Source organism: Paenibacillus sp. NPDC093718 (genome assembly GCF_050279985.1).
GTDB lineage: Bacteria > Bacillota > Bacilli > Paenibacillales > Paenibacillaceae > Paenibacillus_AQ.
The window spans coordinates 182,152-198,495 of record NZ_JBNNUS010000006.1; the positions used below are offsets into that span (position 1 = coordinate 182,152).

At 48.9% G+C, this 16,344-nt stretch carries 17 protein-coding genes; 10 read left to right on the plus strand and 7 right to left on the minus strand.

Features of this window, described 5'->3' with window-relative positions; genetic code table 11:
• Positions 1-274: 274 nt before the first annotated feature.
• A complete protein-coding gene (locus ACQKPA_RS19180) occupies positions 275-718 on the plus strand; it encodes a GNAT family N-acetyltransferase (protein ID WP_427494127.1) in 444 nt (147 codons plus the stop codon).
• A 90-nt stretch (positions 719-808) separates the two neighbouring features.
• Here the strand turns inward: ACQKPA_RS19180 and ACQKPA_RS19185 are convergent, their stop codons facing one another.
• A complete protein-coding gene (locus ACQKPA_RS19185; RefSeq protein WP_071223047.1) occupies positions 809-1,042 on the minus strand; it encodes a DUF3892 domain-containing protein in 234 nt (77 codons plus the stop codon).
• A gap of 62 nt (positions 1,043-1,104) precedes the next feature.
• The gene (locus ACQKPA_RS19190; protein ID WP_427494128.1) at positions 1,105-1,842 is read right to left on the minus strand and encodes an MBL fold metallo-hydrolase; all 738 of its coding nucleotides are present in this window, start codon (positions 1,840-1,842) and stop codon (positions 1,105-1,107) included.
• Positions 1,843-2,094: 252 nt separating this feature from the next.
• Here ACQKPA_RS19190 and ACQKPA_RS19195 point away from each other — a divergent pair, with 252 nt between their 5' ends.
• Complete coding sequence (locus ACQKPA_RS19195; protein ID WP_426198524.1) at positions 2,095-2,649, plus strand: copper amine oxidase; 555 nt, start codon at positions 2,095-2,097, stop codon at positions 2,647-2,649.
• Positions 2,650-2,744: 95 nt separating this feature from the next.
• On the plus strand, positions 2,745-3,074 hold the full coding sequence (locus ACQKPA_RS19200; protein ID WP_427494129.1) for a DUF1292 domain-containing protein: 330 nt from the start codon (positions 2,745-2,747) through the stop codon (positions 3,072-3,074).
• A gap of 66 nt (positions 3,075-3,140) precedes the next feature.
• On the opposite strand, the gene ACQKPA_RS19205 is transcribed toward ACQKPA_RS19200, so the two are convergent.
• Positions 3,141-4,616: an aminotransferase class I/II-fold pyridoxal phosphate-dependent enzyme gene (locus tag ACQKPA_RS19205; protein ID WP_113057154.1), complete on the minus strand. Its 1,476-nt coding sequence runs from the start codon at positions 4,614-4,616 to the stop codon at positions 3,141-3,143.
• Positions 4,617-4,989: 373 nt separating this feature from the next.
• Positions 4,990-5,613, minus strand: coding sequence for a DUF1054 domain-containing protein (locus ACQKPA_RS19210; protein ID WP_427494130.1), 624 nt, complete (start codon positions 5,611-5,613; stop codon positions 4,990-4,992).
• A gap of 265 nt (positions 5,614-5,878) precedes the next feature.
• On the opposite strand from ACQKPA_RS19210, the gene ACQKPA_RS19215 reads away from it, so the two are divergent.
• The gene (locus tag ACQKPA_RS19215) at positions 5,879-6,475 is read left to right on the plus strand and encodes a hypothetical protein (RefSeq protein ID WP_427494131.1); all 597 of its coding nucleotides are present in this window, start codon (positions 5,879-5,881) and stop codon (positions 6,473-6,475) included.
• 192 nt (positions 6,476-6,667) lie between these two features.
• On the plus strand, positions 6,668-8,077 hold the full coding sequence (gene gndA, locus ACQKPA_RS19220) for an NADP-dependent phosphogluconate dehydrogenase (RefSeq protein WP_181469719.1): 1,410 nt from the start codon (positions 6,668-6,670) through the stop codon (positions 8,075-8,077).
• A gap of 129 nt (positions 8,078-8,206) precedes the next feature.
• Here the strand turns inward: gndA and ACQKPA_RS19225 are convergent, their stop codons facing one another.
• Positions 8,207-8,590, minus strand: coding sequence for a hypothetical protein (locus ACQKPA_RS19225; RefSeq protein ID WP_427494133.1), 384 nt, complete (start codon positions 8,588-8,590; stop codon positions 8,207-8,209).
• Between the two features lie 208 nt (positions 8,591-8,798).
• Here ACQKPA_RS19225 and ACQKPA_RS19230 point away from each other — a divergent pair, with 208 nt between their 5' ends.
• Positions 8,799-9,311 (plus strand): shikimate kinase, encoded by a 513-nt coding sequence (locus tag ACQKPA_RS19230; RefSeq protein WP_427494134.1) that lies wholly within the window; start codon positions 8,799-8,801, stop codon positions 9,309-9,311.
• Between the two features lie 132 nt (positions 9,312-9,443).
• Here ACQKPA_RS19230 and ACQKPA_RS19235 read toward each other — a convergent pair whose 3' ends face one another.
• Complete coding sequence (locus ACQKPA_RS19235; protein WP_427494362.1) at positions 9,444-9,752, minus strand: rhodanese-like domain-containing protein; 309 nt, start codon at positions 9,750-9,752, stop codon at positions 9,444-9,446.
• A 167-nt stretch (positions 9,753-9,919) separates the two neighbouring features.
• On the opposite strand from ACQKPA_RS19235, the gene aroA reads away from it, so the two are divergent.
• The 4 genes from aroA to ptsP all read left to right on the plus strand — a co-directional run bounded on the left by aroA (position 9,920) and on the right by ptsP (position 15,518).
• Complete coding sequence (aroA, locus tag ACQKPA_RS19240; RefSeq protein ID WP_427494135.1) at positions 9,920-11,212, plus strand: 3-phosphoshikimate 1-carboxyvinyltransferase; 1,293 nt, start codon at positions 9,920-9,922, stop codon at positions 11,210-11,212.
• A gap of 51 nt (positions 11,213-11,263) precedes the next feature.
• Entirely contained in the window at positions 11,264-11,686 is a 423-nt protein-coding gene (locus ACQKPA_RS19245; protein ID WP_071223669.1) for a CoA-binding protein, read from the plus strand.
• A 188-nt stretch (positions 11,687-11,874) separates the two neighbouring features.
• A complete protein-coding gene (locus ACQKPA_RS19250; protein ID WP_071223670.1) occupies positions 11,875-13,758 on the plus strand; it encodes a glucose PTS transporter subunit IIA in 1,884 nt (627 codons plus the stop codon).
• Positions 13,755-15,518, plus strand: a complete 1,764-nt coding sequence (ptsP, locus tag ACQKPA_RS19255) for a phosphoenolpyruvate--protein phosphotransferase (RefSeq protein WP_427494136.1) — start codon at positions 13,755-13,757, stop codon at positions 15,516-15,518. Before ACQKPA_RS19250 ends, ptsP begins: the two co-directional genes overlap by 4 nt.
• A gap of 154 nt (positions 15,519-15,672) precedes the next feature.
• Here ptsP and ACQKPA_RS19260 read toward each other — a convergent pair whose 3' ends face one another.
• A complete protein-coding gene (locus ACQKPA_RS19260) occupies positions 15,673-16,200 on the minus strand; it encodes a type 1 glutamine amidotransferase domain-containing protein (RefSeq protein WP_427494138.1) in 528 nt (175 codons plus the stop codon).
• Between the last annotated feature and the right edge of the window lie 144 nt (positions 16,201-16,344).

Consider the following 16,344-nt stretch of genomic DNA (forward strand, 5'->3'; position numbering starts at 1 on the left):
ACCGTCGGCTGGCAGGCTGGCGGTTTGCTGTCAAACGGCCGATGTTATTCCTCATCCCATTTGCGGGAATAACCTTTTTTAATCGCCCAAAAGATAGGGTAGATGATAATGGCTGAGATGATAACAGCCCAAAATATCGTGGTTCCCATGCCCATAAAGGCCATGCTCCTTTCAAAAAAACGTTAGCTTATACTATACAGGAAAACGATTATTTTGTATAATATCTCGATCTGCGATATCACTAGGAATTGATTCTACATAAAGAGGTGTTGAAATGGCAGCAGAAATCATAAATGTATCAACCGAAGAGCAATTGCAGCAGGCGCTGGATATCCGGAAGGATGTCTTCGTCCTTGAACAGAAGGTGCCGATTGACCTGGAGATTGATGATTACGATCGTCTGGAATCCGATGCTTTTCATGTCCTGATCAAATCGGAGGGACAGTACGCGGCAACCGGACGTATCATCTATTACAATAAAGATTCCGCCAAAATGCAGCGAATTGCGGTTCGTAAGCCCTTCCGTTCCAAAGGGATTGGCCGCGTGCTGATGATGGCATTGGAAGCGCAGGCGCGTGAATTGAAACTGCAGTATTCCGTGCTGGATGCGCAGGTGCAAGCGGAGGCATTTTATCGCAAGCTGGGGTATGAAACGATTTCGGACGAGCCGTTTGATGATGCTGGCATTCCCCACGTTCGTATGAAAAAGGAACTGTAGGCTTCTTACCATATTAAGGTGCTAATGATCCTTTACTGTTTAAAAAGAAAAGACCTCGAGTATAGACTCGAGGTCTTTTTAGTCATGAAATTAAAAGTTTGGCAAATTGTCCAGGTTGTTGCTGGGATCGCCATCCGCATTGGAGCGAAGATGTTCGTCACCGTCACGTCCACGGAATACGTTCAGGTTTTTGATTTCTTTATTCTTGGCCATTTGTTGTGCTGTCTTGTAGTCAACGACACTGCCGTTATCCAGCTTAAGTTCGATGATGTCGCCATCTCCGTTTTTACGGACGCCTACGACTTCTTGTTGTGTATTATCCATATGAATCGCCTCCCGGTATTAGTGTTCCCAGGAAACCTCATAAACTATTCATCTATACTGAACTACAATTCGTATACCCGCTGCTGCTCCACAAATTCCATGATGCCGGTCTTGCCAATGAAAGCTTCGACCTCATCGCTGTAATGCATGAGATAGGTGCGCTCCTGAATTTCTTGTGGCAGGCTAAGCAGCTCATCCAGCGTCGTATGAACCTCGCCGGGGCCTTGCAGCTGACATTCATGCAGAATCACTTCACAATCCCGCTCATTCACCAATTGGTTGAGCAGTATAGGATCGAATACCATGTCAGCACTGTAAAAAATCCGATCATTCAAATAAAGCGAATAGCTGTCCTTGCCGGGAATATGCTGCGTATGAATCAGTTCTACCGAGATACCGGATGAAATATCGGTCTTCACTCCCGGTTTTAGTGGGTGTACGTCAAATACATCATGCAGGGAGGAGATATGTCCCTGTTGATATAAGCCGCCTTTAAGTGTGTGCTCCCATATCGGTTCCACCAGCGTCTCGGCAATATAGAGTGGGAGCTTACGGTTGTATTTCATTTTCATAATAAAAGCTAGTTCCTCAAGTCCGCCTACATGGTCGGCATGAATGTGAGTGATAAGCACGGCATCCATATCGTTAAACGTCTTATTCAGCTGATGAAGCGCCAGAGGAGCTGTGATGCCGCAGTCGATGAGAAGTGTGAAATTTCCGTCATGGATCAGTGCGTTATTGTTATAGTAATTCTTGGCAAACGCACTGCCGGTGCCAAGCATTTGCAATGTCAGTGTCAATGGATGAAACCTCCTGATGATATGATGTGTAGTCCCCGTATGCTAATGTATATTTTAACGAATTCCAAATTGATTTACACGGATTATATGATCGAATCGGGGCCGAAATGCAGTATAATTCGTGGTAGGACCAAACCTTAACGCACGAGGAAAAAATTTTACCACAAAGTGCAAAATTGTCCGCAACTTGTTTTTTGACATGTAGTATACACATATAACAACAAGATGAGCCAATGGAGGGAATTGATTATTATGAAGTGGAAAAAAGTGATGGCATGTATGCTAGTGCTCTCTTTAATGGGTGGCAGCACCCTTTTGTTCGCAGATTCCGTTAATGAGCGTGTCCGTGTCTGGCTGAACGGTCATGAATTGAAGGATGGCGGATATTTAATTGATGGCAAAACCTATGTGCCGGTTCGGGAATTTGACGGGGCTGTGGATTGGAATCCCGCGAATGGACAAGTTCAAGTCATCAAGCCGAACGTGCATATTTTTTTGTTTAAAGGAGATACTGTATTCGGCAACGTGAACAAGGGGAAGCTGAAATTCAATGTTTTTAGCCAGGTCGACAGTTTAAACACCGATATTCATTCAGTGAAAGTAGCGATTGAGGATCCCTCGGGCAATATCAAGGATATTCAATCCGAGGTTGTGAAGGACCGCAAGGATAATTTTTGGTTCCGAACCTATGACTTCACGTACGATTTTAAAACAACAGGTAAGTATTCGGTTGGTTTTTATGTGAAAGTAAAAGCGGATTCGGATTTTGTGAAAATTGCCGAAAAGGTCATTACAACGCTCAATTGACAGGCCTTTTGGCGCCCTGGTAGAAATTGACCTGAGGAAGCTATCCGTGATACGATACGAAAGTATGATAATTTAACCGAAGTGAGGTTTTTTCAATGAGTGAACACAAACATGAACACGGAGATGCTTGCGGCTGCGGTCACGACCATGACCACGACCACGACCACGAGCATGAAGAGTTTGTGCTGACATTGACGGATGAAGAAGGAAAAGAAGTAGAGATGGTTCTTGTGGAGACATTTGATGTCGGCGAGAAACTTTACGCGCTTTTGCTTGAACGCGAAAATCCGGAAGCGGACGGCGTCATTCTACGTATGGAAGAAGAGAACGAGGAAATGGTTCTTTACAATATTGAGGACGAAGAAGAATGGAATGAAGTAGAGGCGGTTTACAACGAACTGGTCGCTGCTGCAAACCAGGAATAAGACTCCTAAGCAATAAACCCGGTGCGAACCATTCGCACCGGGTTTATTGTATTTACAGCTGTCATTTTAGAATATAGGATCCGTTTCCACGATGACTTTCACATTTTGGATGCTGCGGTCTTCAGGACCTTTAACCGGAAGGCCTACCTCGACATGATCGATAATGTAATCGATGTTTTCCTGGGAAATCACTTCGCCCGGAAGCAGAATTGGAATCCCTGGGGGGTAGACATAGATGAATTCGGCAATAATGCGTCCTGCGGATTCCTTGAAAGGCACAACTTCCGTATCTCCGTAAAACGCATCGCGAGGGATCAGCGACAACTGCGGAATTTCCGGTGTCTTCACAACCAGCTCGTTAATCTCATTCACATGCATGTACTGATTCGAAAGCTCGCGGAGCGCTGTCAGCAAAATATCGATGGTCTCCCGATTGTCCCCCGGTGTAATGAGGCACAGAATATTGTACATATCACTGAGCTCCACCTCAATATTGTAGTGATCCCGCAGCCAGTTCTCGGTTTCATATCCCGTAATGCCGAGGTGGCGTACATGGATCGTCAATTTGGTTGGATCATAGGAGTACGTCGCTTCCCCGCCTAATATTTCTTTACCGAAGCTGTACAAACCTTCGATTTTATTGACTTCATGACGTGCATATTGCGCCAACTCAATCGTCCTTGCAGCCATTTCGCGTCCATGCAGCGCCAAACTGCGGCGTGAAGTATCAAGCGATGCCAGCAGGATATAAGAGGTGGAGGTTGTGGTCAGCATGCTGATGATCGTCTGTACGCGATAAGGATTGATGTATCCGTTCTTGGTATTCACGTTCAGTACGGAGCTCTGCGTCATCGAGCCGCCGAGTTTGTGGACGCTGGTCGCGGCCATATCGGCTCCCGCTTCCATGGCGGACATCGGGAGTTCTTCATGAAAGTGGATCAATACACCGTGGGCCTCATCCACGAGAACGGGCACATTGTAGCTGTGAGCCAAATCCACGATTTCCTTCAGATTGGCGCTTACCCCGAAGTATGTCGGGTTGATGACCAGTACGGCTTTGGCGTCAGGGTGACGTTTTAATGCTTTTCGGACCGAGCTGATGGTGATTCCGTGATCGATTCCCACATTGGAATCCTGGGCAGGCGATACGAATACTGGCTTGGCCCCGGTGAAAATGATGGCGGAAAGCACGGATTTATGGACGTTGCGAGGTACGATGATTTTATCGCCAGGCGAACATACCGACATAATCATAGTCATGATCGCTCCGCTTGTCCCTTGAACACTGAAGTAGGTGTGATCGGCACCGAATGCGTCGGCGGCCAGCTTTTGGGCTTCCTCGATGACGCCTGTAGGCTGATGCAAATCATCCAGCGGCGCAATATTAATCAAATCTATAGAAAAGGCGTTATCCCCTATAAATTCCCGAAATTCGGCATCGGTGCCGAGGCCCTTCTTATGCCCCGGAATGTGAAATTGCACGGGGTTTTTGGCCGCATGTTCTTTAAGTGCGGTGAAGAGCGGTGTACGACTGTGGTCCATGGACGTTGTCACAACCTTTCCTTATGTTTATTTTGTTATGATTTGTTGATTTCTGTTTTTATATAAACAAAATTGAGTATAGCAAAATAGGGGGGGAATGCAAGGAGATTAAACGGCTTTTTTTGCTATGTCCCATAACGCTTCAAACTTTAGACATATTATAAGGGAGCAACATAGATCTTCATCGTTCCTTCATTAAAATATCATCCATAAGAAAAACGTCTATCGACGTACTTTCTCAGAAGACAGACCGCGGTTAAAGGAAGTTTTTCTTGCGATTATAGAATTGTTCAGCTTCGCTGAAAATTTATAAATTCTATAATCTAAAAAAAGAGCTGCAACAGCAGCCCTTTTCATTAACATATCATGCTCATTAAAACGCCATATTATAAAGCGGAAGCAGTGCCTCAAACGTTTCCTGCACTTTTTGCACCAGCTTGTCCCCTTCAAGCTTGACGGCTTCCTCGCGCGGGATGCGCAGTCCGCACATGACCTCAGCCTTTTTCACCTGCTTTAGCTTCTCAATCAGACGCGTGAAATCCTCCACGCTCATATCCTGATGAGGAGTGCCGGCCGGGTTCATGTGATCCATGGACCAGTAGAAATGTTTAGGCAGTGCCTTCGCTGTTTTCTTCAGCTTTGCTTCCAGGTTGCCGGCAAACACGGTCTTGTTGGGACTTTCGTAAATAATCGCGAAGATAACAAACAGATGGGTTCCGAACATGCCCACCTCAAAATGAGGCAGTGCTTTGTAGCCGCGTTTGCTGGCAGCCCAAGCGACCCAGGTGTCAATGGGAGGATTGACAGTGCGTCTTGCATGCTTCGCCACATGCACAAACATTTCTTCCCCAGCCAATGCCGATACATAAGGTGCCAATTCAGCCCCTAACGCCTCCAGCTTGGGTCTTACCCGTTCAATGAGAACCTCCATACGGGCTTCAAGCCCGGGAACGGAGAATACGTCGAAATCTTGATCTGTAAATCCGGTAACCGTCATAGGATGTGATGGCCTCCCTGTTGTTGATGATATCGTTACTAAACTCGGTTTTTGGATAACTTATTATACCACAAGGCGAATGGACATCACGCATTGCCCAGAAAAGCTTCACCGTATGTTCATGTGGGTTAAAAATAGTCAATAAACCAAGTTACCGTTACATAAGATGGAGTATAAGATATAGATAAGACAACATCAAAAGCAGCCATGGGGGAAATCTTCACCGCCGTTTAATGATCGGTAGTAAACCGGAGGAGGGAGTGCCGTGAATAAGAGCGAGGAAGTGGAGTATTGCAACCTGGAGCTCCGGTTTGATCGCCGGCATATCCAGGACCTAATCAAGGAATTGATCCAGGAAGGATATTCGCTTTATTGGAGCGAGAATGATACGCAGTTTGTCATTTCAATCCGAACAGGTCGCAAGCTGGTAAAGCTGCGGTTTCAACGAACAGGAAGCGGTTTTAAACTGGTAGGCGATTATATGATTCGTGATCCCAAACTCGCGGAATGGATGGAGAAATTGATCGAGAATACCCGTGGCCATGCTGTCGTCAAACGTTTCAAGGACAGGCAAATTTTGATCGAGAATATTTTGTTCGGTGAGGTCATAAGGCTCGTGGAAATATCCGGTTACCGGCAGCGGGTGCTGTTTCAGAAGGGGACGCCGATGACGGAGCAAGAAATGCTGCGGCTGTTTGAATCGGATGTAGGGGAACAGCGATTGCTGCTGTCGAGGCTGGAAACCGATGATGAGCTTGAGAAGCTCCATGCGGCGCTTCAAGAGGGGAACGAAGACAAAATTTCGGCTTGCAAGCAAAGGCTCCGTGAGCTTTCCTTGGAGCTGATGAGGCTGGAGTGGTAATGACTTCAACCCGGATACAAGTTTAAAGCACGAACAACACTCCGAAACAGAAGGGGTGTTTTCGCGCGTGTTCTGATTTTGTGACAGGGGTTCACTTGTCAAATGAAAAACGTTAATATAAGATTATTGCAAATCATCTCGGATAGGGATGGGTTGTTTAAAAATATATTGGAGCAAAGGATGGAGAACCAGATGTCAAAACAACAAATCGGTGTGATTGGCCTTGCTGTAATGGGAAAAAACCTGGCCCTGAACATCGAAAGCAAAGGCTTCACCGTTTCCGTATATAACCGCTCTCCGCAAAAAACGGAAGATATGCTGAAGGAAACCGAAGGCAAGCAAGTGAAGGGGACGTTCTCGATCGAAGAATTCGTGGATTCCCTTGAAACTCCTCGTAAAATCCTGATCATGGTACAAGCGGGACAAGCTACGGATGCTACGATTGAACAGCTGATTCCACATTTGGACAAAGGCGATATCATCATCGACGGCGGTAACGCTTATTTCCCTGACACACAGCGCCGCAGCAAAGAACTGGCTGAAAAAGGCTTTAACTTTATCGGTGCTGGGGTTTCCGGTGGCGAAGAAGGCGCGTTGAAAGGTCCATCGATCATGCCTGGCGGACAAGAAAGTGCCTACAAGCTGGTTGAGCCTATTTTGACAGCCATTTCCGCTAAAGTTAACGAAGAGCCTTGCTGTACATATATCGGACCAGACGGTGCCGGCCATTATGTAAAAATGGTTCACAACGGTATCGAGTATGGCGATATGCAGCTTATTTGCGAAGCTTACCAATTGCTGAAGGACGTACTCGGCCTCGATGCGAAGGATCTGCACGGAATCTTCACTGAGTGGAACCAAGGCGAACTCGACAGCTACCTGATCGAGATCACGGCTGACATTTTCTCCAAATATGATGAAGAAACCGGCAAGCCGATGGTTGACGTGATTCTGGATACCGCTGGGCAAAAAGGAACAGGCAAATGGACAAGCCAAAGCTCCCTGGATCTGGGCGTGCCGCTGTCCATGATCACCGAATCCGTATTTTCCCGTTTCTTGTCCGCAATGAAAGAAGAGCGTGTGGCGGCAAGCAAAATCCTGAATGGTCCAAAAGCAGCTGCATTTGACGGCGACAAAGCCGAGTTCATTGAAAATGTGCGTAAAGCGCTGTTTGCAAGCAAGATCGTATCCTACGCTCAAGGCTTCGCACAGCTTCGCGTGGCTTCCGATGAGTACGGCTGGAACCTGCAATACGGCAACCTCGCTAAAATCTGGCGCGGCGGCTGCATTATCCGTTCCCGTTTCCTGCAGAACATCACAGATGCTTATGAGAACAATCCTGAGCTGAAGAACCTGCTGCTGGATCCGTTCTTTACTGATATTATTGAATCCTATCAAGATGCATGGCGTAAGGTTGTTGCTTCTGCGGTATCCTTGGGCATCCCGGTTCCTGGGTTCTCCAGCGCACTTGCATACTACGATAGCTATCGCACCGCAAACCTGCCGGCGAACCTGCTGCAGGCTCAGCGTGACTACTTCGGAGCTCACACGTTTAAACGCGTGGACAAAGAAGGAACCTTCCACTATAACTGGATGGATTAATTCTGCTTTTTATGGCAGTATAAATCCCATCCTCCCTGGATGGATTAATTCTGCTTTTTATGGCAGTATGAATCCCATCCTCCCTGGATGGATTAATTCTGCTTTCCTGGCAGCATGAATGGAGCAATTTCACTCTGGGGAGCTAGAATGATTTCCGTTCGTCGGGGGAGAGCTCAGAGTTTCAACCGTGCGGGCTTGAGAAGGGGAGTGCGCCTCCGCCAGCTCAGGAAGTCCGTGCATGGCTTCTATGAGACAGGTGCGGATGTCGTGGTTCTTGGTATGGATGTGGTTTCCGCTTCCGAGCAAGAGCAGCGCGGCTTCGCAGTAACTGTTGAAATTTTGCAGCAAACGTGGCTTTGAAAGATCCAGCAGTGCAGGATCCTTCAGAGCCACTTTTTTTTGGACAAAATGAAGCACCCAGATCACATCTTCGCGGCAAAGCGGGTAGGATGGGTCGAGGATCCGGCGGATGCGCTTGGCAGCGGATGAGAGACCGATTGGACGAGAAGACATAATGAAATTCTCTCCTTTCTTTTAATCTTGTATTCTTGTAATTAGTATATGACAATAGGGAACCAGATAGACTCGATAATATTGGAGCTTTACTTTGGGGGTTACTCGCATAAGAACAATTTAGAGAGTCAGGTCCATTGTCGAAAGATTTGGGGCTGTGGTATGATATGAGCAACCTTTACAGTGAAGCAGCAAATGGGGTGTCGAATTGGAAAATATAGGTAGGAACATCATTCTGATCGGGATGATGGGTACGGGCAAGTCAACCGTAGGGCGTCTTCTGGCAGACACGCTCGGCTACACCCTGATCGATCTGGATGCGGAAATTGAGAGGATGGAAGGCAGAACGATTTCCGAGATGTTTAAAGCAGATGGAGAGCCGTACTTCCGTGAGGCTGAATCTGTTGCACTGCGCAGCGTTTTACAACGGAAAGGCATTGTCGTAGCGTCCGGCGGAGGAGCCGTGCTTCGTTCCGAGAATTGTGACGTAATGAAACGTGATGGCTGGGTCGTTGCTCTTACAGCCGATGCTGCCAGCATCGTCGAACGGGTACGCGGTGATGCCAATCGGCCGCTGCTTGCGGGGGATGTCGAAGATAGAGTTCGGCGTATCCTGGATGAACGAAAGGACAAATACCTGTTTGCGGATGTCATCGTGGATACGGTTGGCCGATCCGCGGGGGAAGTAGCGACTGACATTTTAACGCATTACCGCGGCTAAGATGGTCAGCAAACGGCCTAGAGGCGATGATCATGAATCAGTCTCTAGGGGTGAATCTGTAGATTCTACTTGGGTCGGATCATGCAAAAAAGGCGGAGATCACGATCATCCCGCACCTTCTTCATGGCTTGTTTATTCTTCATCGTCATGCCATTGAAGCATGCCGCCCTTCATGTTGATTACATTAGTCAAGCCCTGGTGATTCAAAAATTCGCATACATGTTGACTGCGACCGCCGCTGCGGCAGATGAAGACGACCTCCTGATCGCGCGGAATTTCGTCCATACGATTCGGAATCTCGCCCATAGGAATATGCTTGGCGCCGCTGATCATGCCGGCTGCAACTTCCTCGTCCTCGCGGACATCAATCATGTACACATTTTCGCCGTTTTGAAGCCGGCTTCTAAGCTCCGATGTTTCCATTTGAGGGATCGGTTTCATCATATAGACCTCTTTTCTGATAATAAATGATTAAGATCCTAACGATCTGAATATCCAGTTCACATGAACTATGATAACCAAGCGGTTCTTTCCCTGTCAATTTATCCTAAGGGAGATTTTAAGGTTGGTTAATCATAACCTAATATATACAAGGAGAGATACATACCATGGATGTAATCGTCAAGCCTACGCCTATATTAAACGGAGAGATTGGAGCGTTATCCTCCAAGAACTATACAACACGTTACTTGCTGGTAGCTGCACTTGCCGAAGGAACAAGCACGATTTATTACCCAGCTCATAGCGAGGATAGCGACGCCATGCGACGCTGCATCCGGGATCTCGGAGCCGTGATCGAGGAGGACGAGGAGAAGGCGGTCATTACGGGCTTTGGCAAATCGCCGCGGGATGTGAAGGAACTGAACGTCGGTAACGCCGGTGCCGTTTTGCGCTTCCTGATGGGCGTCACAGCGTTGTCTAAAGAGGTTACCTTCGTCAATACCTATCCGGAATCACTGGGCAAACGTCCTCATGATGATCTCATTGAGACGCTTGGTCAATTAGGCGTGGAAGTGGAGCATAACGAAGGCAAACTGCCGATCACGATTCGTGGCGGTCAGCCGAAAGGCGGAAAGCTTACCGTATCTGGCGAAGTGAGTTCGCAGTACTTAAGCGCACTGTTGTTCTTAACGCCACTGCTTTCAGAGGACAGCGAGATTACCGTTACCGGAGATTTGAAATCCAAGGTTGTTATCGGTCAGACCCTGGAAGTGCTGGAGCAAGCAGGCATTACGATTCACGCAGCGGATGATTATACTCTCTTCCGGGTTCCTGGCGATCAATCCTACGAAGCGAAGACCTATACGGTTCAAGGCGATTATCCGGGCTCTGCTGCCGTCCTGGCGGCGGCTGCGGTCACGCAGTCGGATGTAACCATCCGTAATCTGTCAGAGGACAGCAAGCAGGGGGAACGGGCTATTATTGACGTCCTTCGGATGATGGAGGTTCCCCTCACGCACAAGGACGGAAATGTCCATGTCCAGGGCAACCGAACCCTGAAGGCTTTGGAATTCGACGGAGATGCGGCGACGGATGCGGTACTTGCGATGGTAGCGGCAGCTGTGTTTGCGGAAGGAACCTCCCGATTCTACAATGTGGAGAATCTCCGCTATAAGGAATGCGACCGGATTACGGATTATTTGAACGAATTGCGCAAAGCCGGAGCGAACGTTGAGGAACGCCAGGCCGAGATCATCGTACACGGCCGTCCGGAAGGCGTCGAGGGCGGCGTGGAGATCAATGCCCATTATGATCATCGGGTCATTATGGCCCTGACTGTGGTCGGACTTCGCGCACATCAGCCGATACGGATTAAGGATGCGCATCATGTGGCCAAGTCGTACCCGCAATATTTTGATCACATGAAGGCGCTTGGAGCCAATGTAGAATGGGTAAAATAAAGGAATAGCCAAGCGGCTCGTCTATTACGAATGGAAAGGTGGTCATGAAGCATGGCATTTGAAAATCCTACGCGCGAAGAAATCGCGGATATATTGCGAAACGCAGGCAATATCGCTGTTGTCGGTCTGTCTGACCGGCCGGATCGTACTTCCCATATGGTTTCTGCTGCGATGCAAATGCGCGGATACCGGATTATCCCGGTTAACCCTGGTGCAACAGAAATACTTGGGGAGAAGAGTTATCCATCCCTGAAGGACATTCCGGAGCCGATCCATATCGTCAATGTGTTCAGACGCAGCGAATATTGTGCCGATGTGGCGCGGGAGGCTGCCGAGATTGGAGCCAAGGTGCTCTGGCTTCAGCAGGGCATTATCAGTGAAGAGGCGGCGGCCATCGCGGAGAAGAGCGGCATGATTGCCATCATGGACCGCTGCATTAAGGTCGAGGATTCCATCGCTTTGGGCGGACGTTAAGATTTGAGTTGGTGAATTGGAATTAGGAGCAAGCCTTATGTTGAAGCAGCCGCGGCAGACTGGACACGATCCGGGCTTGCCGAGGCACTGCTCGTGAGGCTTGCTTTTCTATGTGGCATTTGCCCTGATTTCTTTTTGACAAAAACAGGCGCAGCGCTTACCATCAAGGATAGAAAGGAGGGCTCGCCTTGAATTGGTTGGGATCATTACAACAGCTGGGCAGAGCAGTTATGCTCCCTACAATGGCGCTTCCGGCGGCAGCTCTCCTGCTTAGCGTGGGGAGTCTGCCATGGTCGGCGTGGGGCTTCGGTACCTTGGGCGAGATTGCCCAGGCAGCGGGGCACGGCGTATTTTATTATATGCCGTATTTATTTGCCATCGGTGTCGCATGGGGGCTCTCGAACCAGGGAGGACCCGCAGGCCTTGCCGCTCTGGCTGGCATGTTCATCTACGATCAGGTTATATCCCGTCTCGGGGACGGGAGTGTACAGCCCTCGACCTTGATTGGTATTATCTTTGGGGTAATGTCCGGTTACGTTTATAACCGGTTCAAACATATTAAGCTTCCTGAAGCTATACAGTTTTTTGGGGGCTCCCGATTCGTGCTTTTGTTCATGGGACTGTTCTCCACGATATTTGCATGGATCATGCTGGGGATGGCTCCCATGGTACAGCGTGGCTTAGATGCTTTTTATGATCTGACCGTACATATGGGGGCATTCGGATTATTTCTCTACGGCATTTTGTACAGGGTACTGACGGCATTTGGTCTGCATCACTTGTTGAACAACGTATATTGGTTTCAGCTAGGCTCGTACGAGACGGAAGACGGTACCGTTGTTCAGGGGGATCTGCCCCGATTCTTCGCGGGTGATCCGACAGCGGGCGACTTCATGGCCGGGTTATTCCCGATTATGATGTTTGCCCTGCCGGCGATTGCATTTGCCATTATTCAAGAGGCACGGGAAGATTTGAAGCCGAAAGTGAAAAAAACGTTTATGCGATCCGCGCTTGTCTGTTTTTTGACCGGGGTATCGGAGCAGATTGAATTCGCATTCTTATTTGCGTCTCCTTATCTGTATGTGCTCCACGCCCTGATGGCCGGGTTCGCGATGGTGCTTACCTATGCGTTTGATATCCATCACGGGTTTTCATACTCGGCCGGATTTATTGATTATGTACTCAATTTTCACTTGTCGCAGAACGCCTGGATCATCATACCGATCGGGGCCGTATACGGCATCGTTTACTATTTTCTGTTCCGTTGGGCCATTCGCACCTTCGAAATCCCGACACCCGGGCGTGAAGAAGGCTCGGCGCTGGAAGGCCGGGCAGGAGACATTCCCTATCAGGCACCGCTTATTCTGGAGGCGCTTGGAGGGAAAGACAACATCGTTCAGGTCCAATCCTGCATGACGCGTCTTCGATTGACCGTATACAATGACCGCCAGATTGATTCGGACGCACTGAAATTGCTCGGTTCTGCAGGCATCATCAAGCTGGGCGGCGGTAATGTCCAGGTGGTATTCGGGACGTATTCTGAGCTCATCCGCGAAGAGATAAATAAGCTGATGCAGCAAGATTTACCGCGCGTTCTGTTCAGCGCGCCCGTACAGGGACGCATGCTTCCGATTGACGAAGTGCCGGATGATATTTTTGCCGCCAAGCTTGTCGGCAACGGCGTTGCGTTCATTCCGGAAAAAGGGGAACTTGTATCTCCGGTATATGGAACCGTGATGCATGTCTATCCGACGATGCATGCCATTGGCATTTCAACGCCGGATGGACTCGAGGTGTTGATTCATATCGGGATCGATACCTCTCAACTGAAAGGACCGTTTTCAGCTGTGGTAAGTGAAGGGGATACCGTTGAGCCGGGGCAATTGCTGGTCAAGTTCGATCTGGCATATTTAAAGACACATGCCGCATCACTGGCCACACCGATGGTGATCACCAATCCCGATAAAGTAAGGTCTTGGAGCTTTGCTCCATTCAAGTCCGTTAAGAGAGGACAGTCATCTGTCATGTCCGTCGTATTAAATGAGAGTAATGCTGGGGGTAGAGAATCATGATACAAGGCATTGGCGCAGCAACAGGCGTAGCGATCGGTAAGGCTTTCGTACTGCCGCATTGGGAGCTGGACCTTCCGGATTCCGAAATGGATGCTGTCGATTTAGCCAAAGAGTTCGAGCGCTTATATGAAGGCATACGAACCTCCAAGAATGAAATTGAATATATCAAGAACGAATTCAAGGAAATGGTGGGTCACGAGGAGTCGCAGATCTTTGATGCGCATCTGGCCATACTGGAGGATCCCGTGTTCATGAACGAAATTCAAGGGATCATCGAGCGTCAGTACAAGGCTGCCGAGGTGGCGGTTAAAGAGGCCATCGATCATTTCGTATCCATGTTCGATTTGCTGGACGACGAGTATATGAAGGAGCGGGCGCTGGATATTAAGGATGTTGGCAATCGGCTGCTCAAGCATCTTCTCGGTGCTCCGGAAGTCAAGCTTCCGGCTGATACGCAGCCTTATATTTTGGTTGCGAAGGAACTTTCTCCGTCTCAGCTTGTGCACCTTAACCCTTCCCACGTTCTTGGCATCGTGACGATGACGGGTGGCAAGACCTCTCACTCGGCGATTATGGCCCGCGCTCTCGGCATACCGCTCGTATCCGGGATTGAGAACAAGCTGGATAACCCGATCCAGACCGGACAGCATCTAGTTGTGGATGGGGATGAAGGCTTGCTGTATTTGGAGCCCGACACGCTGGTTGTAGAGCGTTACGAAGGGATCCGCGAGCAGCAACGGAAAAAGAAAGAGCAGCTGCAGCTCCTGGCAACCGTTGATGCGGTTACGAAGGATGGAACCTATTTTAATCTGGCTGCGAATATGAACTCCGTTAAAGAAATGGAGATTGCGCTGAAGAACGGCGCACAGGGAGTCGGATTGTTCCGGACGGAATTTTTATATATGGATCGCCACAACTTCCCTTCGGAAGAAGAGCAATTTGAAGTGTATAAACTGGTTGCGGAGAACGCAGGTGAGTCCTCGGTCGTGATCCGTACGCTGGACATTGGCGGCGATAAGCAGCTGGATTATTTCGGGCTGCCGGAAGAAGAGAACCCTTTCCTGGGTTACCGCGCCATCCGCATCAGCCTGGACCGCACAGAGCCGTTCCAGACCCAGCTGTCCGCCATTCTGAGGGCCAGCGCTTTTGGTAACGTCAAAATCATGTATCCGATGATATCCTCGATAGAGGAAGTCAAGCAGGCTAATGCCGTGCTGCGGCGTGCGATGGCCGATTTGGACCAACGCGGCATCGCATACGATCCAAACATTAAGGTCGGCATCATGATTGAGGTGCCAGCAGCAGTCACCATCTCGGATTTATTGGCTGAGGAAGCTGATTTCTTCAGCATCGGGACAAATGATCTTGTTCAGTATGTGCTGGCGGTCGACCGAATGAATGAGCAGATCGCGCACATGTACCATCCGTTTCATCCTGCGGTCTTGCGCATGCTTCGGACGACGGTGGAGGCTGCGCATGAGGCAGGCATACCGGTCAGCGTGTGTGGAGAAATGGCCGGGGACGAGCGGGCGATTCCGATATGGCTGGAGCTTGGCGTTAAGGATCTAAGCATGTCGCCGCAATCCTTGCTTCGCGTGAAGCATCGTATCTTGAATACCAATGCGGCAGAAGCGAAGGGGGAGGCAGCGGCATGCTTCAAATTGCGTACCAGCTCCGCTGTCGAAGAGCGACTCAGCGCCTTTGCCGAACGCAGCAGTTATCTGAACGGAACTAACGGTACGGACAGCACGGCCTCTTAAAAAGCCAACCTGAAGAAGAAGGATGACGTTACAATTTTCATGTTTCTTTTTTGAGTGGACAAGCAAAGCTATACCCACATCAAAAACAGCTGCCTATCACACCAGGAGTCCTTCTTGGTGAAATGAGCGGCTGTTTTTGTGTGCAGTGGAGCTTTTAGCCTTGCAGTGCCAGAGCATCGCAAAAGGCTTTGCCGTACGGCGGCAGATCCGGTGGACGGCGGGCGGAAATAATATGACCGTCGGTCACGACCGCTTCATCCTTCCAGATTGCACCGGCATTTTCCATATCGTCGCGGATTCCCGGTGTGGAAGTAACCGTAATGCCGTCCAGGATTTTGGCGGAGATGAGTACCCATCCGGCGTGGCAGATCTGTCCGATCGGTTTTTTGTCCGCATTCATTTCTTTAACCAGTTGCAGCACTTTATCATAACGCCGCAGCTTGTCCGGCGCCCAGCCGCCCGGAACGAGAATTCCATCATAATCCTTGCTGTTCAGCTCTTCAAATGAATATTCAGCTTGAGCGGGAACACCATATTTGCCCGTGTAAGTTTTTCCTTTTTCAAACCCGGCAAGATGGACTTCTGCCCCTTCCTCACGGACCCGGTAAACGGGATACCATAGTTCCAGATCCTCAAATTCTTCGTCTACAAGCGCTATTACTTTTTTTCCAGCCAATCTCATGATTGATATAACCCCTTTCTCGCAGATATCCTGATGTATCCGTATCACGACCGAATACGTTACCTTGACTTACTTAGTGTAACAAAAATGGAGGGCAGTTTCATAGGAATGATCAAAGAAAAAAAACATTCGGAAACATATCTG

Excerpts from the sequence above, each read along its gene's own strand:
- gndA (WP_181469719.1), top strand. The coding sequence starts at position 6,668 with ATGTCAAAACAACAAATCGGTGTGATTGGCCTTGCTGTAATGGGAAAA.
- ACQKPA_RS19235 (WP_427494362.1), bottom strand. The coding sequence starts at position 9,752 with ATGAAACCGATCCCTCAAATGGAAACATCGGAGCTTAGAAGCCGGCTT.
- ptsP (WP_427494136.1), top strand. The coding sequence starts at position 13,755 with ATGATACAAGGCATTGGCGCAGCAACAGGCGTAGCGATCGGTAAGGCT.
- ACQKPA_RS19210 (WP_427494130.1), bottom strand. The coding sequence starts at position 5,613 with ATGACGGTTACCGGATTTACAGATCAAGATTTCGACGTATTCTCCGTT.
- ACQKPA_RS19185 (WP_071223047.1), bottom strand. The coding sequence starts at position 1,042 with ATGGATAATACACAACAAGAAGTCGTAGGCGTCCGTAAAAACGGAGAT.
- ACQKPA_RS19180 (WP_427494127.1), top strand. The coding sequence starts at position 275 with ATGGCAGCAGAAATCATAAATGTATCAACCGAAGAGCAATTGCAGCAG.
- ACQKPA_RS19225 (WP_427494133.1), bottom strand. The coding sequence starts at position 8,590 with ATGTCTTCTCGTCCAATCGGTCTCTCATCCGCTGCCAAGCGCATCCGC.
- ACQKPA_RS19195 (WP_426198524.1), top strand. The coding sequence starts at position 2,095 with ATGAAGTGGAAAAAAGTGATGGCATGTATGCTAGTGCTCTCTTTAATG.
- aroA (WP_427494135.1), top strand. The coding sequence starts at position 9,920 with ATGGATGTAATCGTCAAGCCTACGCCTATATTAAACGGAGAGATTGGA.
- ACQKPA_RS19205 (WP_113057154.1), bottom strand. The coding sequence starts at position 4,616 with ATGGACCACAGTCGTACACCGCTCTTCACCGCACTTAAAGAACATGCG.
- ACQKPA_RS19260 (WP_427494138.1), bottom strand. The coding sequence starts at position 16,200 with ATGAGATTGGCTGGAAAAAAAGTAATAGCGCTTGTAGACGAAGAATTT.
- ACQKPA_RS19200 (WP_427494129.1), top strand. The coding sequence starts at position 2,745 with ATGAGTGAACACAAACATGAACACGGAGATGCTTGCGGCTGCGGTCAC.
- ACQKPA_RS19245 (WP_071223669.1), top strand. The coding sequence starts at position 11,264 with ATGGCATTTGAAAATCCTACGCGCGAAGAAATCGCGGATATATTGCGA.